Origin of the sequence: Paraburkholderia polaris, from assembly GCF_012927345.1 — a bacterium.
Taxonomy (GTDB): domain Bacteria; phylum Pseudomonadota; class Gammaproteobacteria; order Burkholderiales; family Burkholderiaceae; genus Paraburkholderia; species Paraburkholderia polaris.
This window is the reverse complement of record NZ_JABBGJ010000045.1, coordinates 1-24764: the sequence shown is the minus strand read 5'-3', so window position 1 is coordinate 24764 and position 24764 is coordinate 1. Positions and strand designations below refer to the sequence as shown.

The window sequence follows — 24764 nt, the reverse complement described above, 5'->3', positions numbered from 1 at the left end:
GGTTTGAGTTAGAACGTATGCCGGATCGCCGCCCGGACAACAAGCTGACTCGATGACGACGACAGGTCCTGTGCGCCAGGCACGTACGCCTGATCCAGCGCCGACCCGGTGGCGTCGCCAGTGATCTTCTGGAAGGCGCCCTGAAGATAGACGTCGGTGCGCTTTGACAGGTTGTAGTCCGCCATCAGGCCGACGGTGTGAATCTTCGGCCGTACGCTGCCTGTCGTTGCATCGTAGTTTTCCAGCGTATAAACGTATTGCGCGCCCACAAAGAACGCCGGCGTGAACTGATATTTTCCGTTCAGTTCGAAATTCTGGTACTTCAAACTGGTCAGCGTCCCGCCTGCCAGTGCGCCGCTGGTCGGCTGGATGCTCTCCTGCGCGCTGAGGTAGGCGACATTCGCCGCCGGGTTGCTGATGTTCGTGTTTGTATAGACGAAGCCAAGCGTCGCCGGGCCCACTGTGTAGTTGATCCCTGCGCCAAAGATGCGCAAGCGCTCGGATTGAAAGTTCGCGTCCGCGGCGACCGTCGAACTCGAACCGGCAATCGCGCCGCCGGATGTCGATCCCGGATTGTCCGCATTCAGATAAGCCGCGGCGACCAGCAGTCCGCCGTTCGTGTACTGTGCGCCAATGCTCAGCTGACGGTTATTAGCGAAGCCGGTGCTGTTGCTGAAGCTATAGGCGCCGCCGAACTGGAAACCAGCGAGGTCCGGGCTCGCATACTTGACTGTGTTGTTGACGCGAAACGTGTTGTCTGTGTTGTCGTTGTCGAACGGATGGGATAGCAGATAGCCGCCCCAATTGCCGTTGGCTGTCGTCAGTGCAAGATAGTCGACCACCGAGTCGTATTGCCGGCCGAACGTAACTGTGCCGTACTGCTCGCTCTCGAGGCCGACATACGCCTGGCGTCCAAATCCGAGCCCGCCTTGAGCAAGCTTGCCGGTGTTGACGTTGAAGCCGCTTTCTATCTGAAAGACTGTCTTGAGGCCGCCGCCCAGGTCTTCGGTGCCTTTCAGTCCCCAGCGGCTGCCCTGTGCATAGCCGCTTGTCATCTCATACACGTGGCTTCCACCAACGTTATTCGTGAAGTCGAGCCCCTCGTCAATGACGCCATACAGGCTTGCGCTGCTCTGCGCAAAAGCCGAGGTTGCAAATGCGGACGTTATCGCAATAAAAATAATTGTTTTATTCAATTCGTCATCCTGAATGTATAAGGTTTTTTTCTGCTCGATTGTTGTTGATCAAATCGACGATTTGCCGGAATGGTAGATAAAACGGCAAAGCGATGTCAGCCGGTTCCTGCTTCTAGATACGCCATAAAGCGTCGCTCCAGCCGGCGAAACATCCAGATCAGAGCGAAGGCGAGGCCGGCTCAGGCCGGTTCACTTCGTGCCGTAGATATCGAAGTCGAAATACTTCCGGTTGATCCGTGCATAGGTCCCATTTGCCAGCACAGTAGCCAATGCCTGATTGAATGCATCGCGCAGCGCAACGTCCTCCTTGCGCAGGCCAAGACCGTCGCCTAGACCGAAATACTTCGGATCGTCCAAAGCCGGGCCGGCAAACTTGTAGTCCTTACCCTCAGGCTTCTTGAGAAAACCGTCATTCGCTTCAATCGACGCCTGAAATGCGGCATCGAGACGTCCTGATATCAGGTCGGTGTAGACCTGATCCTGATTCTGGTAAGAAACGATCTGCACGCCAGCCGGTTGCCACTCCGCTTTGGCGTAATCCTCCTGGCTCGAACCCTGTTCGACACCGACACGCTTCCCCTTCAGCGACGCGGCAGTCGGCAGTAGATCGGAGTCGCGCTTGACGACCAGTCTTGCCGGCGCGTTGGAGATCTTGTTCGTGAAGGCGATCTGCTGCATGCGCTTGGGCGTGATGGTCATCGAAGACGAGATCGCGTCGAACTTTCTCGCCAGCAGCCCGGGGATCATGCCGTCGAAGCTGGTTTCGACCCATACGCACCGCGCATGAAGCTCGGCACACAGCGCATTGGCGATGTCCACGCCAAAGCCGGTCAGCTTTCCGTCCGGCGTCTTGAACTCCAGCGGCGGGTAAGTCGGATCGACCGCCAGCTTGATCTCCTTGCCGGACCAGTCGGCGGCACTGGCGCCGCCGGACAGCGCCATCAAAGCGAACGAGACGGCTGCAAATGTCTTTTTCATGGGTGTTTCTCCTCAATGTCATTGTTGAACTGCTGATGTTCGATACGAACAGGTTTTGCCAGAAAACGTTCGGTCAGCTTGACCCAATAAGTGGCGCCCACTGCCAGGCAGTCGTCGTTGAAGTCGTAGCCGGAGTGGTGGAGTGCGCAACTGCGTTCGCCGTCGCCATTGCCGATCACGAGGTAGCTGCCCGGGCATTTTTCGAGCATGCATGCGAAGTCTTCGCTGGCGGTGAAGGGTTCGAGGTCGTCAATGATGGATTGCGGACCGAGCCAGTCCGCAGCCACCTGGCGCGCGAAGTCCGTCTCCGTACGGTGATTGATCAGCACCGGATGACACCGGACGTAGTCGATCTCCGCGTGCGCGCCGAAACTTGCCGCCTGCCCATGCACGAGTTCGTGAATCCTGCGCTCGAGCAGGTCGCGTACGTCCGGCGCAAGCGCCCGGACGGTCAGCAGCATCTGCGCTGACGACGGGATCACATTCGACGCGACGCCCGCATGAATCGAACCGACGCTGATGATGGCCAGATCGCGCGGGCTCACGTTACGTGACACGATACTTTGCAGCGCAGTCACGAACGACGCGCATACGACGATCGGGTCAATCGCCTTGTCCGGCACGGCGCCGTGCCCGCCGCGACCCACCACGCGCACGGTGACGGTGTCGGCAGACGCCATGAATGCGCCGCTAAAGAAGCCAAGATGACCCGCGGGATGCCCCGGAACGTTGTGGAGGGCGAATACAGCGTCGCACGGAAAACGTTCGAAGAGGCCGTCTTCCATCATTTTTTGCGCGCCGCCAAGGCCTTCTTCAGCGGGTTGGAAAATCAGGTTCAGCGTGCCGGAGAAAGCTCGCGTTTCGGCCAGGTATTTTGCTGCGGCCAGCAATGTTGCGGTGTGCCCATCGTGACCGCAGGCGTGCATGACGCCTTCGTTACGGCTGGCATAGGGCAAGCCCGTCGTCTCGTGGATCGGCAGCGCGTCCATATCGGCGCGCAGTCCAAGCGATGGCCCGTCTCCGATCTTTAATGTGCCCACCACGCCGGTTTTACCCACGGCGCGCGTGACCTGATAGCCCCACTGGCTCAGGCATTCGGCGACCAGCTCGCTGGTTGCGACCTCCTGAAGACCGAGTTCCGGATTGGCATGAATGCGGCGGCGCAAGCCGATCATGTCCTCTTGAATGGCGGCGATGCCGGGTAAAACGAAGTCTCGAACCATCGATGAAGTCCTTTGAAGAGCGGGCAGACCCGGTCGTCGCGGCAGGCCTTTGGGCCTCAGGCGACGCAACTGTCTGCACTGGTCGGAATGCTATTTGGCGAAATTTCGAGGGGGAAGCCGCAGTTTTGTTATGCTGACAACCATTTGTTGTCGGGGTGGTTTCGTGAAGATTCATCAACTGCAGGCGTTAGTCGCGAGTGCGGAAACGGGCAGCATCCGGGCGGCTGCGCGTTCGCTGGGGATTTCTCAGGCCGCCGTCACGCGCGCGCTGCGTGAACTCGAAGCCACCGAGCAACTGCCGTTGCTGATACGCGCGCCTGAAGGAATCAGCTTTACGGAATATGGCAAGACGTTGCTAACGCACGCGAGACTGGTCCTTAATCAGCTGGAGCACGCACAGAACGAGCTGGCGAGATTGCGCGGTCGAGCCGAGGGAAAGCTTAGCGTCGGTGTGACACCCTGGATCACGTTGACGTTTCTAGCCGAGACGGTATTGCTGTTTCGCAAGCGCATGCCCGATATTCAGCTGGAACTGTTCGAGAGCCTGATGGCCGTCGCGCAACCGCTTCTACGCACCGGCGATATGGACTTCGTGATCGGACAGTTACATCCGTCTACTGCCACCCAGGAGTTTTCCTGCGAGCCGGTTTTGAACTACGAGACGACCGTGATGGTTCGCCGGGGGCATCCGCGTCAGCATTGCCGTTCGATTCACGAGCTGCTGGATCAGGACTGGGCGCTCAATTTCGCGCCTGACGGCCAGGACGCGCTGATCGACTATTTGTTCACGCGCCATGGCGCGCAGATTGAAGCGAACCGTATTGTGCGGGCACAGTCACTAGGAACACTGCAGATGCTGGTTGAGCATGCCGACATGTGCACATGGTGTCCCACCGTCCTCCAGACGGCTCCCCTTTTTCAAAGTCAGCTGGTAGCGCTAGCGCTGAAAGAGAAGTTCGATTCGCGACAACTGAGCATTGTCACGCGCCGGAACAGCACGCTCGGCGGCGCGGCGCATTGCTTTATCGAGTGTCTCTTGCAAGTGATCCGCAAGCATGCAAGGTCGGCAAAGAAAGAAGACCTTGCGCTGTTTGATACCGTGACCTTGCTCGTTTGAGTATCGAGAAACCGCACGTGTGATGCGGTCGTTGTCAGCCTTGACACACAATCGATCTTGCGCGGCACCGGGCCCGAACAGCAACGCTTCAATGTCGCGCAGACTGCGTTGGCACCTTAAGTACCAACGCACCGCGTGGTTGATAACGCGTGCAGAGACCCCGACCCGGTGGCCGGGATACCGCGATTTCACTCACGTTACGCGACCACCTCACTAACGTCACATTGGCTTTCCGGCAACGGCTCCATTCTCGGCTTGACCGATTGGTTGCTGATGAAAGCCCAAAGCTGTTCGGCCGCCTGACCCCGTTGCTTGACTGGACGGTACAGGCGTATCTCCAGTTCGGTTGCCCAGGTGTCCGAGCCCGCGCGAACCAGATTACCGTCGCTTAGCTCCTTGGTGATACAGCTCTCGGGCAGCCAGCCGATCCCGTGGCCGGCCACCACCATGCCCTTTAGTGCCTCCGACATGTGGGTTTCGAAGCAGCGGTACAGAGAGTACGGCTCAGTTGCGTTCATCAAGAGCATTTCGACCACGTTGCCGAGGAACGCGCCCGATGAATAGGCGAGCAGCGGCAGAGGTCGGCCGCTCTTGCCCGGAAGCTCGAAGAGCGGCTTGCCGTCTTTGCCGACTGCCGAGACAGGCACAATCCGCTCGACACCGAGCGTCAGGTAAGGAAAGTGATTCGGGTCGAGCGCGATCGGCAATTGCGGGTGGTGGTAGCCGATCAGCAGGTCGCAGTCGCCTGCCACGAGGTGTTGCACACCCTCAGGCACGTTGACCGCCTGAACCCGGGCCATGATGTTGCCGAACTCGCTGGTCAGGCGTTTGAGCCAGTCAGGGAAAAGCGTGAAGACGAGCGTGTGGGCCACCGCGAAGTGAACCACGTGGTCGTTTTCGGCGAACTGTTCATAGCCGCCTACCAGGTTGCGTGCCGCATACATGCTGCGCAGGATGTCCGCAGCGAGACTGCGGAACATCCGCCCGGCCGGCGTGAGGGTGATCGGATTGACGCTGCGGTCGACGAGCTTTGTGCCCATCCACGTTTCGAGCGCCACGATTCGTCTACTGAAAGCTGACTGTGTGAGATGCCGGCTGCGCGCCGACCGTGAAAAACTCTTCGTATCCGAGAGGCTGAGAAAGTCTTCCAACCACTTTGCTTCCATATTTATCACTTGTGTTGGGTAAATCGACAACCGCCATCCATACGATGCGGCAACGCTAGCCTACCGTTACACACCGAAGAATACCGATGTTTTTTTTCGATAGGTGTTAGTCGAAATATGCATGGGCGTTGCCGCCATAAATTGGGCTACATACCTTTCGGGTACTCGCCCATGTAATGAGACTCGGCGACTCGATAAAAGACGCTTTCGGTTTGTAAATGATTAAACGTTAGCCGCCCGCGCGGATGCCGTGTTCGCCCGCAGGCGAACCTGGTTACCAGCGAGTCCAAAGCGATTGATATATCTGGAGGGAAGCACCGGTCCGGTGCGCTAAACGAACGACCGTTCTGCGATATCTGTTTTTGATTTTGAGCCTTGGCGATGTGTCATCGCGCATCGGCTCAACGGTATATGTCCCCGGGGTCACGAAGTCGAGTGCCCGCGCTAAAGGATTGAACTGATTATGTCCACATTGCATAACCAAACCCCCCCAGCCTCCACTGGCGAGGTGGATAAGAAAAGCTGGCTGGAATCGCACGAAGCGGGATATCACAAAACGTTGGGCAATCGTCAGGTTCAGATGATTGCCATTGGCGGGGCGATTGGGACAGGCCTGTTTCTCGGCGCGGGCGCGCGCCTGCAAATAGCGGGTCCTTCGCTTGCAGTCGTCTATCTGGTCTGCGGCGTCTTCTCGTTTCTGATCCTGCGCGCGCTGGGCGAACTGGTGATGCATCGACCGAGCAGCGGCAGCTTCGTCTCCTACGCCCGCGAATTCCTCGGTGAAAAAGCCTCGTATGTTGCCGGCTGGATGTACTTCCTGAACTGGGCCATGACCGGCATCGTCGACATCACGGCCGTCGCGCTGTACATGCATTACTGGGCAGCGTTCTCGTCCGTGCCGCAATGGATGTTCGCGCTGGTCGCGCTGTGCATCGTCGCGGCGATGAACCTGATCGGCGTGAAATGGTTCGCCGAAATGGAGTTCTGGTTCGCCCTGATCAAGGTTGCCGCAATCTCGCTGTTTCTCGTGATCGGCTCGGTCATTCTCGGTACGGGGGTGCACGTCGGCGGCCATACCACCGGGACGCATCTGATCAGCGAGAACGGCGGCCTGTTTCCGCACGGTCTGATGCCTGCGCTGGTGCTCGTGCAGGGCGTCGTGTTCGCGTTCGCCGGTGTCGAGCTGGTCGGCACGGCTGCGGGCGAATGCAAGGACGCGCGCAAGGTGCTGCCGCGTGCCATCAACAGCGTGATCTGGCGTATCGCCGTGTTCTACGTGGGCGCCGTGGTGTTGCTGGTCTGCCTGTTACCGTGGAGCGCCTACAAGGCGGGGCAGAGCCCGTTCGTCACGTTCTTCGCCGCACTCGGTGTGCCGGGTGTCGGCTCGGTCATGAATGTCGTCGTGTTGTCGGCGGCGCTGTCGAGTCTGAACTCGGGGCTGTATTCGACCGGGCGGGTGTTGCGTGCGTTGTCGATGGGCGGGTCCGCGCCGCATTTCCTGTCCCGCATGAGCTCGCAGTCGGTTCCATACGCCGGCATTCTGGTGACGGTGGCGATCTACATCGTGGGTGTCGTGCTGAACTATTTCGTGCCGTCGAGCGTGTTCGAAATCGTGCTCAATGTGGCGTCGCTCGGCATCCTCAGCACGTGGGGTTTCATCGTGGTCTGTCAGATGAAGTTCCGTCAGGCGGTGGCCCGCGGCGAGGCTGAAGCGGTGTCGTTCAGAATGCCCGGCGCGCCGGTGACGTCCTGGCTGACGCTGGCGTTTCTGGTCGGGGTGCTGGTGCTGATGGCATTCGACTATCCGAACGGCACGTGGACCGTTGCCTCGATTCCGGTCGTAGCCCTGATCCTGGTCGCCGGCTGGTACGGGGTGCGCCGCCGCGCCCATGCGCTGATGAAGCCGACGATCCCGTCGGTCACCCTGACCCAGAGCGTGCTCGAGGACAACCCGGGCTAACGCGGCGTGCCGCTCCTCCCGATTGCATCGACAACAACCAGCAATAACAACAGCAATAACAACAGCAACCACAGCAACAGCCACAACAGCGACGGAGAACTTAAGTGAAGCCATTCGATGAGATGCTGACGTCAGCTGACGGGGTCCGCGCGCCTTATGAACTGCTCAAGCAATGGCTCGATACGCAGAATCCTGCGAATCTCGCGCAAAAAGCGGATGACGCGGAAAGCGTCTTCCGCAAGACGGGCATTACGTTTGCCGTGTACGGCGAGGAAGAGGCCGCCGAGCGTCTGATTCCGTTCGACCTCATCCCGCGCATCATTTCCAGTCAGGAATGGACGCGCCTGTCGCAAGGCATCGAACAGCGCGTGATAGCGCTCAACGCCTTTCTCGACGATATCTATCATCGTCAGGAGATCGTGCGCGCCGGGCGTATCCCGAAGGAACTGATTGCCCAGAACGAGGCCTTTCTGCCGGAGATGATCGGCTTCCGGCCGCCGGGGAATGTCTACACGCACATCATCGGCGTGGACATCGTGCGCACGTCCGAAAACGAGTTCTACGTGCTGGAAGACAATGCCCGCACACCCTCCGGTGTCTCCTACATGCTGGAGAACCGCGAGACGATGATGCAGCTTTTCCCTGAGCTGTTTCAGCAGGTCAAGGTGCGGCCAGTCGAAGCCTATCCGCAACTGCTGCGCGAGTCGCTTGCCGCCGTGTGTCCGCCTGGCGGCAATCAGGCGAATCCGACCATCGCGGTGCTGACGCCCGGCATCCACAACTCCGCGTACTACGAGCATGCGTTCCTTGCCGACCAGATGGGGGTTCATCTGGTCGAGGGCAGCGATCTCCAGGTCGTGGACGGCCGCGTGGCAATGCGCACAACCGAAGGCTTTCGCGCCATCGACGTGCTGTATCGCCGGCTCGATGACGCCTATCTCGATCCGCTGACTTTCCGGCCCGATTCCGTGCTTGGCGTCGCCGGCATCATGGACGTCTACCGCGCGGGCAACATCACGATCGCCAACGCACCGGGCACCGGCATCGCCGACGACAAGGCGATCTATTCGTATATGCCGGAAATCGTCGAGTTCTACACGGGCCGCAAGTCGATCCTGGAGAACGTGCCGACCTGGCGCTGTTCCGAGCCGGGCAGCCTGAAATACGTGCTGGACCATCTCGACGAACTGGTGGTGAAGGAAGTCCACGGGTCGGGCGGCTACGGCATGCTGGTCGGGCCCGCCGCGTCGAAGAAGGAGCGCGAGGATTTCGCTGCCAAGCTCAAGACCCGTCCGAACAACTACATCGCGCAACCGACGCTGGCGCTGTCGACCACGCCGATCCTGACCGAAAAGGGTCTCGCACCGCGCCACGTGGATCTTCGGCCCTTTGTGCTCGTGTCGGACCGCATTCGCATCACGCCGGGCGGCTTGACGCGCGTCGCCTTGAAGGAAGGCTCGCTGGTGGTCAATTCGAGCCAGGGCGGCGGCACCAAGGATACCTGGGTGCTTGCCGATTAAGGGCCGACTGAGGGCCGACCAAGGGCCGACTAAACGCCGGCCGAGTGCCGCATATCGTCCGAAGTCCTATCGAAGAGACTGGACGCGCAAGAACCTGAGAGAACGCCAGCCTGATACAGGACTGGCACACGGCAATAAACAGACACTGGAGTTGGACAGGACATGCTTCTTGGACGCACAGCAAGCGGGCTCTACTGGATGCACCGCTATATCGAACGCGCGGAAAACATCGCGCGGATAGTCGACGCCGGGCTGCGTATGGCGTTGACCCGAACCGCCGATGCGCAGGCAACATGGTCGTCCGTAGTGGTGACCTCCGGCACGGAAGAGGGCTTCCGGGAGAAACACGACGCCTATACCGCCGGCACCGTTTCCGACTATCTGCTGCGCGACGGCCACAATCCGTCGAGCGTCCTGTCGTGCATCGAAGCGGCGCGCTCGAATGCCCGCATGGTACGCACGGCGCTCACCCGTGAGGCGTGGGAGAGCGTGAATGAAGCCTGGATGGTGGTCAAGCGGGTGCTGGCCACGCCTGTGGCGGCGAGCGAACTGCCGGTCGTGCTCGATCAGATCAAGCGCCAGGCCGCGCTGATTCGCGGCACCTTCCACGGCACGATGCTCAGAAACGAGATTTTCGATTTCGCCCGCATTGGCACCTTCATCGAACGCGCTGACAACACAGCACGCATTCTCGACGTCAAATACCATCTGTTGCTGCCCGCGGTGTCCTATGTGGGCACGACGCTCGACAACTACCAGTGGGAATCGATCCTGCGCTCGGTCGACGCGCATCGATCCTACCGCTGGGTCTACGACGTCCAGTACAAGCCGACCAATATCGCCGACTATCTGATCCTCAACGGCCGCATGCCGCGCTCGCTGAACTTCTGTTACCTGAACATCGTCGCGAACCTTGAGTATCTGGCGCAAGACTATGGCGTCACTCATGCCTGCCACAAGACCGCCGACATTACGCTCGCCACGCTCCGCGACAACACGGTCAAGCAGATCTTTGCGCAGGGCCTGCACGAGTTTCTTGAAGGCTTCATCGGACAGAACAACCGGCTTGGTTTTGAAATCGCCGAAACCTACAACTTCGATTGAGACCGGCCATGCGTATCGCTATTCGCCACACTTCGCACTATCAGTACGATCAGCCGGTCCCTTACGCATTGCAACGCTTGAGGTTGCGTCCGCAGTCTTGCCCCGGGCAGACGGTTATCGACTGGCAGGTCACGGTCGACGGCGTCGAACCGAACGTCTCTTACGTGGACGGTATGGGTAACCGTGTCGATTTCGTCCGGCAAGAACGGAACACGCGCGAGATCGTCATCGTGGCCGCGGGAACGGTCGACACGCAGGACCTGGCCGGAATCTTCGGCACGGTCGACGGCCTCGCCCCGCCGTGGATTTTCGAGCGCGAGACGCCGCTCACCCGGGCCGGCGAACGAATCAAAGCGCTCGCCGCCGACCTGCGCGCCGAAGGCGCGCAGCTTCAGTCGCTGCATGCGTTGATGAGTACGATCCACGACCGGATCGCTTATCAGCCCGGCACGACCGAGGTGAGCACGGATGCAGAGACGGCTTTGCTCAACCGCCAGGGGGTCTGTCAGGACCATGCGCATGTCTTTATCGCCGTGGCGCGAGCGCTCCATGTGCCGGCCCGCTACGTCTCGGGTTATCTGCTGATGGCCGGTGTCGCGAAGCAGACGGCGAGCCACGCATGGGCGGAGGCGTATCTCGACGGACTCGGTTGGGTGGGCTTTGATGCGGCCAACAACACGTGTCCGGACGAGCGCTATGTGCGCATCGCCACCGGCCTCGACTATCGCGATGCGATGCCCGTATCCGGTATTCGCACCGGGCAGGGTGCTGGGACGCTCACTGTCGAGGTCAGCGTTTTGCCGGCGCAAGGTCAAAGCCAGAGTCAAAGTCAACGCTGACGGACTGTTGTAACGCCTTATCAGCGATTGCGCTGATGAGGTATGCGTCGATGTTCTTAACCACGCTTGCAGGGAGGCAGTATGTCAAATTTCGGTAGCGCAGTGAGCGACATCAATGGCTCGTCGGAAGACGTTGCACACGCTTCCAGCGTGGACGCGGAACCGGTTTCCGGCAAGGTGCGCGCGCGTCTCAAGCGCGCGAAACAGAGGGCGGCCGATGCGCAGGTCATCGTCGTCGAGAAGGGGCGCAAGTCTGCACAGGCTGCCAACGACTATGCGCATGACAGTCCATGGACGACGGCCGGCGTGGCCTTGGGTATCGGCGTGCTAATCGGTTTGTTGATCGGTCGAAAATAGTCCGCCGGGTCACCGGCACATAGCGACACGGCTGGGCCTCGATGTAACTGGAAGGAGCCTGATTCGGCACCTCCGGTTGCAGGGCTCGGTGCGTCCTGAGAATTCGCGACGCCAGGCTCCGGGGTGAGGCAAGCGTGCGCGCAGCGCTCCCGGAGAGCTTGCCGGTTCAGCCCATCCATCCGTCGAATAGAAATAGAAGCGTCATACATGTCCATTCACGTCGCGCTCCATCACGTCACCCATTACAGCTATGACAAGCTGATCAACCTCGGTCCGCAAATCGTCCGGCTGCGCCCCGCACCGCATTGCCGTACGCCAATCCTGTCGTATTCCTTGAAGGTCGAACCCGCTGGGCACTTCGTCAACTGGCAGCAGGATCCGTTCGCCAACTACATGGCGCGCCTGGTATTCCCTGAGAAAACCCGTGGGTTCAAGGTCACGGTCGATCTGGTCGCCGAGATGTCGGTCTACAACCCGTTCGACTTTTTCCTCGAAGAAAGTGCCCAGACGTTTCCGTTCCAGTACGACAGCTCGGTGCGCCAGGAACTGGCACCGTACCTGGCATGCGATCCGGTCGCAGCGGCTGCGCCGGTGTTTCTCTCCTATGCGGAGGGCATCGACCGTTCGATCGAGGGCACGATAGATTTCCTCGTGGCGCTCAACCAGAAGCTGCAGCAGGACATCCGCTATCTCGTGCGGATGGAGCCGGGCGTGCAGACGCCGGTGCAGACGCTCAAGCTCGGTTCCGGCTCATGCCGCGACAGCGGCTGGCTGCTGGTGCAGTTGTGCCGTCACCTTGGTCTCGCCGCGCGCTTCGCATCCGGCTACCTGATCCAGCTCAAACCCGACGTCAAGGCGCTCGACGGCCCGGGCGGCAGCGAAGTCGATTTCACCGACCTGCACGCATGGTGCGAGGTCTACCTGCCGGGCGCGGGCTGGATCGGCTTCGACCCGACCTCCGGTTTGCTGGCCGGCGAGGGGCACATTCCGCTCGCGTGCACGCCGCAGCCGATGAGCGCCGCGCCGGTCGAAGGGCTGGTCGACGAATGCAAGGTCGAGTTTTCGCATGAGATGAACGTGACGCGCATCTATGAATCGCCGCGCGTGCCCCGTCCTTACGCGGACCAGCAATGGCAGGATGTACTGTCCCTCGGGCAAGCGGTGGACGCGGATCTGCTGGCCGGCGACGTACGTCTGACCCAAGGCGGCGAGCCGACCTTTGTCTCGATCGACGAGCGCGACGGCGCCGAGTGGAACACCGAGGCGCTGGGGCCGACCAAGCGGGGTTACGCGACCGAACTCGTGCAGCGTCTGCGCGCGGAATACGGCCAAGGCGGCTTTCTGCATTTCGGCCAGGGTAAGTGGTATCCGGGCGAACAGTTGCCGCGCTGGGCGCTGTCGATCTTCTGGCGCGAGGACGGTCAGCCGGCCTGGAACAACCCGGCGCTCTTCGCCGACGAGCGCGAGCCTTCGTCCCATACAGCAGCCGATGCGCAGCGTTTCATCGCGGCGCTGAGCGCACGTCTTGGCCTCGACGGCGAATGCATCGAGCCGGGTTACGAGGATGTCTGGTACTACCTGTGGCGCGAGCGCCGCCTTCCGGTCAACGTCGACCCGTTCGATTCGCGCCTCGATGACGAGCTCGAGCGCGCCCGCTTGCGCAAGGTGTTCGAGCAGAAACTCGACAGCGTTGTCGGCTACCTGCTTCCGCTCAAGCCTGCCGAGAAAAGTCCGGGTACTGGTGGTCCGCGGTGGCAGACCGGGCCATGGTTCTTCCGCGACGAACGCATGTATCTGTACCCGGGCGATTCGCCGATGGGCTATCGCTTGCCGCTTGACTCGCTGCCTTGGGTCAGCGAGAGCGATTACCCGTACACAGTCGAACAGGATCCGTTTGCGCCGCGCGCCGCGCTGCCGGGCGCCGAGGCGCTGCGTGCACGCTATCCAGGCGCGGCCGGTGTGGGCGGCGCGCCGTCATGGGCGGCGGGAAGAGATGAGCGCGCCGGCACGCGCACGCTGATGCAGTCTCTGCGCGGCGGCGTGGGTGTCGGCGTGGGTGTCGGCGTGGGTGTCGGCGTGGGGCTCGACGTGGGTCTCGACCCCAAGGGACCGGGACGAGGGGACGAAGACAAGCGCTATCCGCAACACCACGAGTCGGCCGCGTGGATCACGCGTACGGCGCTGTGCGTCGAAGCCCGCGGCGGGAACCTGTACGTCTTCATGCCGCCGCTTGCCGCGCTCGAAGACTATCTCGACCTGCTGGGCGCGATCGAACTGACCGCCGGGGAGCTAGGCGTCCAGCTGATACTGGAAGGCTACCCGCCACCGCGCGACGCGCGGCTGAAGATGCTGCAGGTCACCCCGGACCCCGGCGTTATCGAAGTCAACATCCATCCGGCGCATGACTTCAACGAGCTGGTGCAGCGTACCGAGTTCCTCTACGAAGCGGCCTACCAGTCGCGGCTATGCAGCGAGAAGTTCATGGTCGACGGCCGTCACACCGGCACGGGCGGCGGCAACCACTTCGTACTGGGTGGCGCCACGCCGGCGGATAGTCCGTTCCTGCGCCGCCCCGATCTGCTCGCCAGTCTGATTGCGTACTGGCACAACCATCCGTCGCTGTCGTATCTGTTTTCGGGGCTGTTCGTCGGCCCGACCAGCCAGGCGCCGCGCGTAGACGAGGCGCGAAACGATCAGGTCTACGAACTGGAGCTCGCGTTCAAGGAGATCGAACGCAACAAGCTGCTGTTTGGCGAGGCCATGCCCCCGTGGGTGGTCGACCGGGTGCTGCGCAATATCCTGATCGACGTGACCGGCAACACACACCGCAGCGAGTTCTGTATCGACAAGCTGTATTCGCCCGATTCCGCGACCGGGCGCCTCGGTCTGCTCGAGTTGCGGGCGTTCGAGATGCCGCCGCACGCACGCATGAGCATCGTCCAGCAACTGCTGCTGCGCGCACTGATCGCGCGCTTCTGGAAAGAGCCCTACAAGGTGCGCCTGACGCGTTGGGGGACGGAGTTACATGACCGCTTCCTGTTGCCGGCCTTCCTGAAAATGGACTTCGACGACGTGATCGCCGAGGTGAACGAAGCCGGCTATCCGTTCGACCCCGCGTGGTTCGCGCCGCACTTCGAGTTCCGCTTTCCCCTGTATGGGCAGGTGGCGGCGCGCGGCATCCAGCTCAGCCTGCGCGGTGCGCTGGAACCGTGGCACGTAATGGGTGAGGAGGGCGCCCCCGGCGGCACGGCGCGCTATGTCGATTCGTCGCTCGAACGGCTGGAGGTGCACGTGAGCGGGCTCAACGACAATCGCTACGTCGTCACCGTCAATGGGCAGGCACTGCCGTTGCAGCCGACCGGCACGGTCGGCGAATACGTGGCGGGTGTGCGTTACAAAGCATGGGCGCCGCCGTCGGCTTTGCATCCGACCATTGGCGTGCATGCACCCTTGACCTTCGACATCGTCGACACGTGGATGCAGCGCTCGCTGGCCGGTTGCCAATATCACGTCGCGCACGCGGGAGGCCGCAACTACGACACGCTGCCGGTCAACGCCTACGAGGCCGAGAGCCGGCGGTTGGCGCGCTTCTTCAGTATGGGACACACGCCGGGCCGGATGGCAGTCGAGCTGGCCACGCCGAGCCGGGAGTTCCCATTCACGCTGGACCTTCGATATACGAGCCAGACGAGGCGCTGAGGGCGTTGTATCGCGCGAGGGCCGATCGGAGACATCGGCCCTCGCTGATAAGCAGGCCTATGCGGGGCCGGCCCGTGTGGACCAGGCCAGCACGCGAGTGGCCTCGCCGGCAGCGTGCGAAGCGGGCGTCGCACACGTCGCGCGTGAACCACCCCATATGACAAAACGAGATCGTGGAAGTGCTTTCTACCCAACCCAATCGCCCAGCGTCCGACGATAGCTTATGCGCGGCGCCGGTTCAGACCGGCTCAGGCCAGGGTGCCGCTGAACCGGCTGCCGATCGGGCTCGCGCCGCCGAAGCCGGTCAATACGATGAGCTGCGTGGCAGCGCCGCTGCGACGCTGACCATGCCGTTGACGGAGCATTGGCGCGAATTCTTCACGCAGTTGGCCGGCGAGGGCTTCGCCAGCCTCGACAAGCGCGTCGAGGCGCTGCGCCGCCGCGTGCATGACAACGGCATCACCTACAACGTCCATGCCGATGTCAGCAAGGGGGCCACGCGCCCGTGGTCGCTCGATCTGTTTCCACTGCTCATCACGCCGCAGGACTGGGCTGGTATCGAGCGCGGCGTGCTGCAGCGTACGCGGCTGCTCAATGCGATGCTCGACGACCTTTACGGACCCCAAACCATCCTGCGTGACGCGTTGTTGCCACCCGCGCTGGTGACAGGGCATCCCGGTTATTTGCGGCCTATGCACGGTGTGCGCCCCGCCGGAGGGACGTGGCTGCATGTCGCTGCGTTCGATCTTGCGCGCGCACCGAATGGCGATTGGCGGCTGGTGTCGCAGCGTACCCAGGGGCCGTCGGGTCTCGGCTATTTGCTGGAAAACCGTCTGATCGTCTCCGGTCTGTTTCCGCAGCCGTTTCACAGTCTGCGCGTGCAGCGCCTCGCAGCCAGCTATCGAGCTTTGCTGCAGAGTATGCAGGACATGAGCCCGGCGGGGCGAAACTCGCGCATCGTGCTGCTGACGCCGGGCCCGCTCAACGAAACCTACTTCGAGCATGCTTACCTTGCCCGCTACCTGGGGCTGACCTTGGTGGAAGGCAGCGATCTGTCCGCGCGCGACAATCGTCTGTACCTGAAGACGCTACAGGGACTGGAGCCCGTGCATGGCGTGCTCGGGCGCCTCGATGACGACTATCTCGACCCGCTGGAACTGCGCTCGGATTCTGCGTTGGGTGTGCCGGGAATGTTGCAGGCGGTGCGTGCCGGCAATCTGCTGATCGCCAATGCGCCTGGCTCCAGCTTCCTGGAGTCACCCGGCATTCTGGGCTTCCTGCCGCGGCTTGCCGAACGTCTGCTGGGTGAGTCGCTGCTCCTTTCGGCGGTGCCGACGTGGTGGTGCGGCGAGCGGCTCGCCTACGACGAAGCCATGCCGCTGTTGTCGCAGTGCGTGATCAAGCCGACGTATCCAGCCGGTGTTCAATGCGGCGGCCGGTTCGAGCCGGTCATCGGCAGCACCTTGTCGGCGCCGATGATCAATGAGTGGCGCGCGCTCATCGCCGCGCAACCGGACAACTACACGGTCCAGTCGTATCTGCCGTTCTCGCAGGCGCCGACCTGGCAGAGCCGTGACGCGGCAGACAGCGCGGTGCACGAGCGCATCGTGCCGCGCCCGGCCATGCTGCGCGTGTTCGCGATTTCGGACGGGCCAGGCGCCTGGCGTGTGCTGCCGGGCGGGCTCACACGTATCGCGAGCCGCGATCAGTTGTCCAATGTGTCGATGCAACGAGGCGGCAGCAGCGTCGACACGTGGGTCATGACCGAGGGCGCCGTCGATGCGACGACGATGCTGCGTGAACATCTCGGCCCCGACGACCTGATCGCGCGATCGCGTACCGTTTCGAGCCGTGCCGCCGAGAATCTGTTCTGGCTCGGGCGTTACACCGAGCGCGCGGCAAACAGTGCCCGTCTCGCGCGCGCGGCGCTCGAGCGCCTCAGTGCGGAGGCGGACGACGACAGTGCGGCACAGCTGCATCTGCTCGATGTGCTGTGCCGGGAAAACCACATGATTCCTGCCGACACACCGCCGGCCCCGCAGGCGCCGCGCGAATTCGAGCGTGCACTGAGCGCGGCGCTGACGAGCAGCGACGATGGGATCGCGAGCGTCGCGTTCAGTCTGCAAGGCATGTGCGCCACGGCGACTGCGATCCGCGAGCGCCTGTCTGTCGAACAATGGCGGCTGATCGAGGAGGCGTCCCAGCGCTTCAGTCAGACGTGGCAAACCTGCGGCGGCGAGCGTGAATCGTCCAGTCATCAGGCGCTGCGTGCGTTGGCGCGCCTGAACATTCACCTGGGCGCGATCACAGGCGCACAGACCGATCACATGACACGCGACGACGGTTGGCGCTTGCTCTCGATTGGCCGGCAGATCGATCGTCTGGAGTTTCTCGGCACCGGCCTCACAGCGGCGTTTAGAACCGGTGCGGTCCACGAGCAGGATGGCTTCGAGCTGGTGCTCGAAGTGTTCGACAGCGCGATCACGTTTCGCTCGCAATTCCAGCGCCGCTTCGACGTCGCGCCGCTGATCGACCTGCTTGTGCTGGACGCCGACAACCCGCGCTCGCTGGCGTGGGTGGCACAGACATTACGCGGACGGTTATCCAAGGTGGAGCGCGGTGAGCGCCATGAGCTGTCGGACCTGGCTCGAATCATCCCGGACGTCGCCAGTTGGCCGCTGCGCGAATTGTGCGACCCGGGCGAAGACGGCCGTTACGGGGCGCTGCTGAATCGCCTGAACGCCTGTTGCGAGGCAGTTTGCAAGCTGTCTGACCGCATCGGCGAGCGCTATTTCAGCCATGTGCGCGAAGCCGAAACGACGCTGTGGGGCTAAAGAGAAATTGATCATGAACCTACCCGAGCAGTCCGCCAGCCAGGATCAGTGCGCCGACGGCGCGCGCTTGCTGCGCGTGACGCACGATACGCATTACCAATACTCGGCGCGGGTCGAATACGCGCAGCATCAGTCATGGTTGCATCCGCGGGAAACGCCTCGTCAACAGGTGCTGGATTTTTCGCTCGACGTGAAACCCGAACCGGACCTGATCAGCGCGGGGGCAGACGCCTTCGGCAATCGGCGTTACTTCTTTGCCCTCAACCAGCCGCACGACGAACTGCTCGTGCGCAGCAGCAGTCTGGTTCGTGTGCGGCCGCCGCAGCTGGCAGCTGCTGCATCCGGTGAGCGGCCGCCGATGATCGCCGATCCCTCCGGCTGCAACGCCAGCGCGTGGGAAACCATCCGCGAGCGCCTCAGCTATCGTGCGGGCCAGCCTTATCACGCGGCCAGCGAGTTCACCTTTGCCTCCACCTACGTTGCCCGTCACGTCGATCTGGCACGCTACGCGGCGCCCAGCTTCACGCCTGGCCGGGCACTCGTGCAGGCGGCGTGGGAACTGATGCAGCGCATTCACGAGGACTTCGCCTACGCGTCCGATAGCACCGAGGTGACGACGACCGCGCTCGATGCACTGGCGATGCGACGCGGCGTGTGTCAGGACTTCGCGCATGTGCTAATTGGCGCGCTGCGCTCGCTGGGGCTTGCCGCGCGCTACGTCAGCGGCTACCTGTTGACCCGGCCGCCGCCTGGCAAGCCGCGCCTGATTGGCGCCGACGCCTCGCATGCGTGGGCCGAAGTCTACGATCCGGCCTGGCCCGAGGACGGCGGCTGGTTGCAACTGGACCCGACCAACGACCGTGCGCCCGGCGACGATTACGTGGTGCTTGCGACCGGCCGCGACTATGCGGACGTAGCGCCGCTGCGTGGTGTGATCCGCGGTGGTGGCCGCGAGCACGCGCTAAGGGTGGGCGTTACGGTCGATCCGCTTGACGAGTTATTGGGGGCGGGCGGCGGTGGTAACGCTTGACGATGTTAGGGATGGTGTTCCAGCGAATCACGCTTCCGACCAAGCGGCTGATCGACTCGGGACCAAGGTCGAGATTCAAATACAAGCCGCCCTGATTGACAGGGCGGCCGGACTCTTTTAAGCCTGCGTCGCCGCCAGCGCCGCGTTCAACGTCTTGCTCGGACGCATCACGGCAGCGAGCTTGTCGGCGTCGGGCTTGTAATAGCCACCGATGTCCGCCGGCTTGCCTTGCACGGCCGACAACTCGGCCACGATGATCTGCTCGTTGTCAGTCAGTTGCTTTGCCAACGGTGCAAACTGTGCGGCTAGAGCGGCGTCTTCGGTTTGCCCCGCCAATTCCTGGGCCCAGTACAAGGCGAGATAAAACTGGCTGCCGCGGTTGTCCAACTGGCCGGTCTTGGGCGACGGGTTCTTGTTGTTGTCCAGCAGCTTGCCCGTGGCGGCGTCCAGCGTCCTGGCCAGAATTCTCGCCTTGTGGTTGTCCGTCTTGATGCCCAGGTCTTCCAGCGAGACGGCCAGCGCCAGGAATTCACCCAGCGAATCCCAACGCAGATGGTTTTCTTCCACGAGTTGCTTGACGTGCTTGGGCGCCGAGCCGCCGGCACCGGTTTCGTACATGCCGCCGCCAGCCATGAGTGGAACGACGGAGAGCATTTTGGCACTGGTGCCCAGTTCCATGATAGGGAACAGGTCGGTGAGGTAGTCGCGCAGAATGTTGCCCGTGACCGAGATAGTGTCGAGGCCGCGGATGACGCGCTCCAGCGTGTAACGCATGGCGCGCACCTGCGACATGATCTGGATGTCGAGGCCGGTGGTGTCGTGATCCTTGAGGTAGGTCTCGACTTTCTTGATCATCTCCGCTTCGTGCGGGCGATACGGGTCCAGCCAGAAGATAGCCGGCATGCCGGAGTTGCGCGCGCGCGTGACGGCCAGCTTGACCCAGTCGCGGATCGGCGCGTCCTTGACCTGGCACATGCGCCAGATGTCGCCTTCTTCAACGTTCTGCGTGAGCAGCACTTCGCCGGTGGCAAGGTCGACGATGCGGGCTTCGCCCGCTTCGGGTACTTCAAAGGTTTTGTCGTGCGAGCCGTATTCCTCGGCCTGCTGGGCCATCAACCCGACGTTGGGCACGGTGCCCATAGTGACCGGGTCGAAGTTGCCGTTGGTTTTGCAGAAGTTGATGATCTCCTGATAGATGCGGGCGAACGTGCTCTCCGGGATCACGGCCTTGGTGTCCTTCGGACGGCCGTCGGCGCCCCACATCTTGCCGCCGATGCGGATCATGGCCGGCATCGAGGCATCCACGATCACATCGTTGGGCGCATGCAGGTTGGAGATGCCCTTGGCCGAGTCCACCATCGCCAGTTCGGGTCGGTGCTCGTGACAGGCGTGCAGATCGCGGATGATTTCTTCGCGCTTGGAACTGGGCAGTGTTTCCAGCTTGTCGTACAGGTTGACGAGGCCATTGTTGACGTTCACACCCAGTTCGTCGAACAGCTTTCCGTGCTTCTCGAAAGCTTCCTTATAGAAAATCTTCACCGCGTGACCGAAGACGATCGGGTGCGAGACCTTCATCATCGTCGCCTTGACGTGCAGCGATAGCATCACGCCAGTCTTGCGGGCGTCTTCCATCTGCTCTTCATAGAAGTCGCACAGCGCCTTCTTGCTCATGAACATGCTGTCGATGATCTCGCCGTCCAGCAGCGACACCTTGGGCTTGAGCACAATGGCCTTACCGCTTTGGGTAAGCAATTCCATCTTCACGTCGCGGGCGTGGTCCACGGTCATGGACTTTTCGCCATGGTAGAAGTCGCCGTGCTTCATGTGGGCCACGTGGGTGCGCGAAGCCATGCTCCATTCGCCCATGCTGTGCGGGTTCTTGCGGGCGTAGTTCTTCACGGCGGCAGGCGCGCGGCGGTCCGAGTTGCCCTCGCGCAGCACAGGATTGACCGCGCTGCCGAGGCACTTCGAGTAGCGTTGGCGGATGGCTTTTTCGGCGTCGGTCTTCGGCTCTTCAGGGAAATCCGGCACCGCGTAGCCCTTGGCCTGCAGTTCCTTGATCGCGCCCACCAGTTGGTGGACGGAGGCACTGATGTTGGGCAGCTTGATGATGTTGGTGTCGGGCAGCAGGGTTAGGCGACCCAGTTCGCTCAGGCTGTCGGGCACCCGTTGTGCCTCGGTCAGGAATTCCGGGAACTCGCCCAGGATGCGGCCGGCCACGGAGATGTCACTGGTGGTGACGTGGATTCCGGCCGGCGCGGTGAACGTGCTGACGATGGGCAGGAAGGCACTCGTCGCTAGCAACGGAGCCTCGTCGGTCAGGGTGTAGATGATCGTGGGTTGCTGGGTACTCATCGCTTGTCTCAAGGTCGAGAAACAGTTGTGGGTGCCGCCGGCCGCGTCACAGACCGGCATTCGTGTTTCGAATTCTGCCTGATTTCGGTTCCCTCATCATGCAATTTCACGCGACGGATTCCGCAACCTGATAACGCGTTTCGGCAGGTTGGTTTCGAAGCCGCGCCGTGGAGCGCGGTGGTTCGTCGATGCGCGGGTGATCGATATGGATGGACAGCGAGTGGCGTCGGAGAAATAACAATGATAAGACGAATTCGTGGAAAACGGCCTGACATATGCGTTGACTGACGCGCGTCATGACAAATTGGCATCACGGTCGCGTCTACGACATCGCTGGCGAGTGACGCTTTATGAGTTGTTTTGAATCAATGCGTGAAGACTTCCTTGCGTCACTGGTTGGCTGGCATAGCCATTGCGTTATCGCGACGGCAGTCAGCGCGCCGGCCACGGACGCGAAACGTCCTGGGACAAGATGAATGTGAATGACGATCTCGATCCGCGCGAGACCGGCGAGTGGCTGGATACGCTGCGCGCGGTCCACCAGCTGTATGACAAGTTTCGTAGGCTGCGGATTCTGGCAGACGAATTCAGGCAGGACAACTGAGACTGGCTTGGTCAGGTTGAGCGGCCAGTGGTTGTTCAGGAGGCGTGCTTCGCCGCATCCTCGATTACTGCGGTGACTTCTTTCGGACGCGATTCGTAGACCGAGTGGCTCGCGCCGGCGAGTACCGTCGTGTGACTATGCGCACGCGCGTAGTACCAGCGTTCAAGGTCGGGATTGATGATCTTGTCGTCGGCCGCGACGATACCCCAACTCGGTTTGCTGGTCCATGCGGCGACCGTCATCGGCGTTGAGAAGACCTTCGCTGCAGTCAGGATTTGCGCGTGCGATTCGAACTGGGCTTCTTTGAGCGGCAGATCGGCGGCGAAATCGCTCGGGAAATCTGCCGGATTCAGGTACGTGTAGCCGTCGCCGGTTTTCATGATGGCGCCCGGTTGTTTTGACGTGTAGCTCGGCATGCCTTTGCCAAGCGTGCTTTCATCTTCGCCGACGGCAGGCGCGTGCGCGGCCACGTACACGAGGCCGACGACGTTCGGATGCACGCCGGCCTCAGTGATGACCGAGCCGCCGTAGCTGTGGGCCACGAGGATCGTCGGGCCGTTCTGCTGGTCGAGCACGCGTTTGGTTGCGGCGACGTCGTCTTCGAGCGAACCGAGCGGCTCCTGCACGATCGTGACGTGGTAACCGTCTTTGGTCAGCCGGTCATAAACCGGCTTCCAGCCTGATCCGTCCACCCACGCGCCGTGCACGAGCACGATATTGTGGACCGGCGCATTCTGCGGCGGGGCGTCCTGTGCCGACGCCTGGGTGACTGCGCCGGCCGATGCGAGGAGAATCGTCGAAAGGGTCATTGCAAGGTTGCGTTTCATTTTGGATGCCTAATTGATGGTGATTGAATCAAACTATCTATGTGATTGAAAACTGCGTCTTTACCTGTCCACCTATGTGATCCACGTGCTGCCGGAGTCGCGCAGAGGCGCTGCTGCTTTCACTCGTGGACCGTCTGCTTGTTGCCGTCTATGTAGGGGCAAACACATCGAGTTGCGGCTTATTCCATTTTTTTCTGCAGCCGGGGAAAGGGTGCGAGTCTTACATTTCCCTGAATGGATCCACCTGCAAACGGTAACGCTGGCCAGCCCTGTACGCCACCGTACCGACTTCCTCTTCCCACGCGAGCACCGTCATCGCAAGCCCCCTGCGTTTCTCCGTCACCGCGATCAAAACAGTTTCGCGTGACAGGCTTCCCAGACCGATTTGTGCGTTATCCCCATTCCGCCCGGAGCGGCCAACCGTATGATCGAGACGATTGTACGGATTGCCTTGTCACGCCTGGCGCAGCAGGGGCACCGCGACTAGCGCAATGCACCTATCGAGCACGCACGAAAGCGTGCAAGGGACACAAAATGTCAACCATCGATTCGATTCTGGAGGAGCCGCAGGCCTTCCTTCCTCACGCCAGTGTGGCAGCTTACGCCGCGATCTCTGGTATGGACGCCTACCGAGCGTTGGTCGCTGAGGCTGAACGCGATTACGCCGGATTCTGGGCGCGCCACGCGCGCGAGACGCTCGAGTGGAAAACGCCGTTTTCCACGGTTCTCGATGAATCCCGCGCGCCGTTCTATGAATGGTTCAACGACGGCACCCTCAACGCGTCCTACAACTGCCTCGACCGCCACGTCGAAGCCGGCAACGGCGAGCACGTCGCGGTGATCTTTGAAGCCGACGATGGAACCGTCACGCATGTCACCTACCGGCTGTTGCTCGAGCGGGTGTGTCGCTTCGCCAATGCCTTGCGCACCCGCGGCGTGAAGAAAGGCGACCGCGTGGTGATCTATATGCCGATGTCGATTGAAGGCATCGTGGCGATGCAGGCGTGCGCGCGCATCGGCGCGACGCATTCCGTCGTGTTCGGCGGCTTTTCGTCGAAGTCGCTCAATGAGCGGATCGTCAACGTGGGCGCGATCGCGCTGGTCACCTGTGACGAACAGATGCGCGGTGGTAAAGCGCTTCCGCTGAAGAACATCGCGGATGAAGCCCTTGCGATCGGCGGCTGCGAAGCGGTGAAGAGTGTCATCGTCTATCAGCGCACGGGTGGCAAGGTCGCATGGCACGAAGGGCGCGACCTCTGGATGCACGAACTCACGCAGGCCGAAGCAGGCACGTGCGAGCCGGAATGGGTGGGCGCCGAACATCCGCTCTTCATTCTCTATACGTCCGGCTCCACGGGTATCCCGAAGGGCGTGCAGCACAGCACGGGCGGCTTCCTGATGTGGGCCGCGCAGACCATGAAGTGGACCTTCGACGCGAAACGCAGCGACGTATTCTGGTGTACCGCCGACATCGGCTGGATCACCGGCCACAGCTATATCGCGTACGGTCCGACGGCGATCGGTGCAACCCAGGTCGTGTTCGAAGGCGTGCCGACTTATCCGAACGCCGGCCGCTTCTGGGAGATGATCGCGAAGCACCGGGTGACGGTGTTCTACACCGCGCCGACGGCGATCCGCTCGCTGATCAAACTGGCCGAGTCCGATCCCAAAGTTCATCCGGACCGTTACGACCTGTCGTCGTTGCGTCTGCTCGGCACAGTCGGCGAACCGATCAACCCGGCCGCGTGGACGTGGTTCTACGAACACGTCGGCCATAGCCATTGCCCTGTCATCGACACCTGGTGGCAAACCGAAACGGGTGGCCACATGATCGCGCCGATGCCGGGCGCCACGCCACTGGTGCCGGGTTCGTGCACGCTGCCGCTGCCGGGCATCATGGCCGCGGTCGTCGACGAAACCGGGCAGGACGTGCCGAACGGGCAGGGCGGCATTCT

17 protein-coding genes are annotated in these 24764 nt (G+C 61.8%); 11 read left to right on the top strand and 6 right to left on the bottom strand.

What is annotated here, in order from left to right:
- Positions 1-8 precede the first annotated feature (8 nt).
- The 3 genes from HHL24_RS33645 to HHL24_RS33635 all read right to left on the bottom strand — a co-directional run bounded on the left by HHL24_RS33645 (position 9) and on the right by HHL24_RS33635 (position 3397).
- A complete protein-coding gene (locus HHL24_RS33645) occupies positions 9-1196 on the bottom strand; it encodes a porin (RefSeq protein WP_169489616.1) in 1188 nt (395 codons plus the stop codon).
- A gap of 189 nt (positions 1197-1385) precedes the next feature.
- Positions 1386-2174 (bottom strand): ABC transporter substrate-binding protein, encoded by a 789-nt coding sequence (locus HHL24_RS33640; RefSeq protein ID WP_169489615.1) that lies wholly within the window; start codon positions 2172-2174, stop codon positions 1386-1388.
- Positions 2171-3397 (bottom strand): M20 aminoacylase family protein, encoded by a 1227-nt coding sequence (locus tag HHL24_RS33635; RefSeq protein WP_169489614.1) that lies wholly within the window; start codon positions 3395-3397, stop codon positions 2171-2173. Before HHL24_RS33635 ends, HHL24_RS33640 begins: the two co-directional genes overlap by 4 nt.
- Positions 3398-3560: 163 nt before the next feature.
- Here HHL24_RS33635 and HHL24_RS33630 point away from each other — a divergent pair, with 163 nt between their 5' ends.
- Positions 3561-4514, top strand: coding sequence for a LysR substrate-binding domain-containing protein (locus HHL24_RS33630; protein WP_329606782.1), 954 nt, complete (start codon positions 3561-3563; stop codon positions 4512-4514).
- 197 nt (positions 4515-4711) lie between these two features.
- On the opposite strand, the gene HHL24_RS33625 is transcribed toward HHL24_RS33630, so the two are convergent.
- Complete coding sequence (locus HHL24_RS33625; protein WP_169489612.1) at positions 4712-5680, bottom strand: LysR substrate-binding domain-containing protein; 969 nt, start codon at positions 5678-5680, stop codon at positions 4712-4714.
- Positions 5681-6143: 463 nt separating this feature from the next.
- On the opposite strand from HHL24_RS33625, the gene ansP reads away from it, so the two are divergent.
- The 8 genes from ansP (at position 6144) to HHL24_RS33585 (ending at position 19023) form a co-directional block, all read left to right on the top strand.
- Complete coding sequence (ansP, locus tag HHL24_RS33620; protein ID WP_169489611.1) at positions 6144-7640, top strand: L-asparagine permease; 1497 nt, start codon at positions 6144-6146, stop codon at positions 7638-7640.
- Positions 7641-7744: 104 nt separating this feature from the next.
- Positions 7745-9160 carry a circularly permuted type 2 ATP-grasp protein gene (locus HHL24_RS33615; protein ID WP_169489610.1) on the top strand — a complete coding sequence of 472 codons (1416 nt, stop codon included), beginning with the start codon at positions 7745-7747 and terminating at the stop codon, positions 9158-9160.
- Positions 9161-9322: 162 nt separating this feature from the next.
- On the top strand, positions 9323-10264 hold the full coding sequence (locus HHL24_RS33610) for an alpha-E domain-containing protein (RefSeq protein WP_169489609.1): 942 nt from the start codon (positions 9323-9325) through the stop codon (positions 10262-10264).
- An 8-nt stretch (positions 10265-10272) separates the two neighbouring features.
- Positions 10273-11103: a transglutaminase family protein gene (locus HHL24_RS33605; protein WP_169489608.1), complete on the top strand. Its 831-nt coding sequence runs from the start codon at positions 10273-10275 to the stop codon at positions 11101-11103.
- 81 nt (positions 11104-11184) lie between these two features.
- Entirely contained in the window at positions 11185-11460 is a 276-nt protein-coding gene (locus HHL24_RS44865; protein ID WP_169489607.1) for a DUF883 family protein, read from the top strand.
- A 207-nt stretch (positions 11461-11667) separates the two neighbouring features.
- Positions 11668-15159 (top strand): transglutaminase family protein, encoded by a 3492-nt coding sequence (locus tag HHL24_RS33595; RefSeq protein WP_169489606.1) that lies wholly within the window; start codon positions 11668-11670, stop codon positions 15157-15159.
- Between the two features lie 179 nt (positions 15160-15338).
- Entirely contained in the window at positions 15339-17993 is a 2655-nt protein-coding gene (locus tag HHL24_RS33590) for a circularly permuted type 2 ATP-grasp protein (protein WP_169489605.1), read from the top strand.
- A 13-nt stretch (positions 17994-18006) separates the two neighbouring features.
- Positions 18007-19023 carry a transglutaminase family protein gene (locus HHL24_RS33585; RefSeq protein WP_206003139.1) on the top strand — a complete coding sequence of 339 codons (1017 nt, stop codon included), beginning with the start codon at positions 18007-18009 and terminating at the stop codon, positions 19021-19023.
- 117 nt (positions 19024-19140) lie between these two features.
- On the opposite strand, the gene HHL24_RS33580 is transcribed toward HHL24_RS33585, so the two are convergent.
- Positions 19141-21378, bottom strand: coding sequence for an NADP-dependent isocitrate dehydrogenase (locus HHL24_RS33580; protein ID WP_169489603.1), 2238 nt, complete (start codon positions 21376-21378; stop codon positions 19141-19143).
- Positions 21379-21790: 412 nt separating this feature from the next.
- Between HHL24_RS33580 and HHL24_RS33575 the strand changes: the two genes are divergently transcribed.
- The gene (locus tag HHL24_RS33575) at positions 21791-21982 is read left to right on the top strand and encodes a hypothetical protein (protein WP_169489602.1); all 192 of its coding nucleotides are present in this window, start codon (positions 21791-21793) and stop codon (positions 21980-21982) included.
- Between the two features lie 35 nt (positions 21983-22017).
- Here the strand turns inward: HHL24_RS33575 and HHL24_RS33570 are convergent, their stop codons facing one another.
- Positions 22018-22809 carry an alpha/beta hydrolase gene (locus HHL24_RS33570; RefSeq protein WP_169489601.1) on the bottom strand — a complete coding sequence of 264 codons (792 nt, stop codon included), beginning with the start codon at positions 22807-22809 and terminating at the stop codon, positions 22018-22020.
- Positions 22810-23343: 534 nt separating this feature from the next.
- Between HHL24_RS33570 and HHL24_RS33565 the strand changes: the two genes are divergently transcribed.
- On the top strand, positions 23344-24764 hold a 1421-nt coding region (locus HHL24_RS33565; protein ID WP_169489600.1), incomplete at its 3' end, for an acetate--CoA ligase.

Bases quoted from the DNA above. Each gene is read 5' to 3' on its own strand.
- HHL24_RS33625 (WP_169489612.1), bottom strand. From the start codon at position 5,680: ATGGAAGCAAAGTGGTTGGAAGACTTTCTCAGCCTCTCGGATACGAAG.
- HHL24_RS33585 (WP_206003139.1), top strand. From the start codon at position 18,007: ATGAACCTACCCGAGCAGTCCGCCAGCCAGGATCAGTGCGCCGACGGC.
- HHL24_RS44865 (WP_169489607.1), top strand. From the start codon at position 11,185: ATGTCAAATTTCGGTAGCGCAGTGAGCGACATCAATGGCTCGTCGGAA.
- HHL24_RS33635 (WP_169489614.1), bottom strand. From the start codon at position 3,397: ATGGTTCGAGACTTCGTTTTACCCGGCATCGCCGCCATTCAAGAGGAC.
- ansP (WP_169489611.1), top strand. From the start codon at position 6,144: ATGTCCACATTGCATAACCAAACCCCCCCAGCCTCCACTGGCGAGGTG.
- HHL24_RS33610 (WP_169489609.1), top strand. From the start codon at position 9,323: ATGCTTCTTGGACGCACAGCAAGCGGGCTCTACTGGATGCACCGCTAT.
- HHL24_RS33580 (WP_169489603.1), bottom strand. From the start codon at position 21,378: ATGAGTACCCAGCAACCCACGATCATCTACACCCTGACCGACGAGGCT.
- HHL24_RS33595 (WP_169489606.1), top strand. From the start codon at position 11,668: ATGTCCATTCACGTCGCGCTCCATCACGTCACCCATTACAGCTATGAC.
- HHL24_RS33605 (WP_169489608.1), top strand. From the start codon at position 10,273: ATGCGTATCGCTATTCGCCACACTTCGCACTATCAGTACGATCAGCCG.
- HHL24_RS33570 (WP_169489601.1), bottom strand. From the start codon at position 22,809: ATGAAACGCAACCTTGCAATGACCCTTTCGACGATTCTCCTCGCATCG.
- HHL24_RS33640 (WP_169489615.1), bottom strand. From the start codon at position 2,174: ATGAAAAAGACATTTGCAGCCGTCTCGTTCGCTTTGATGGCGCTGTCC.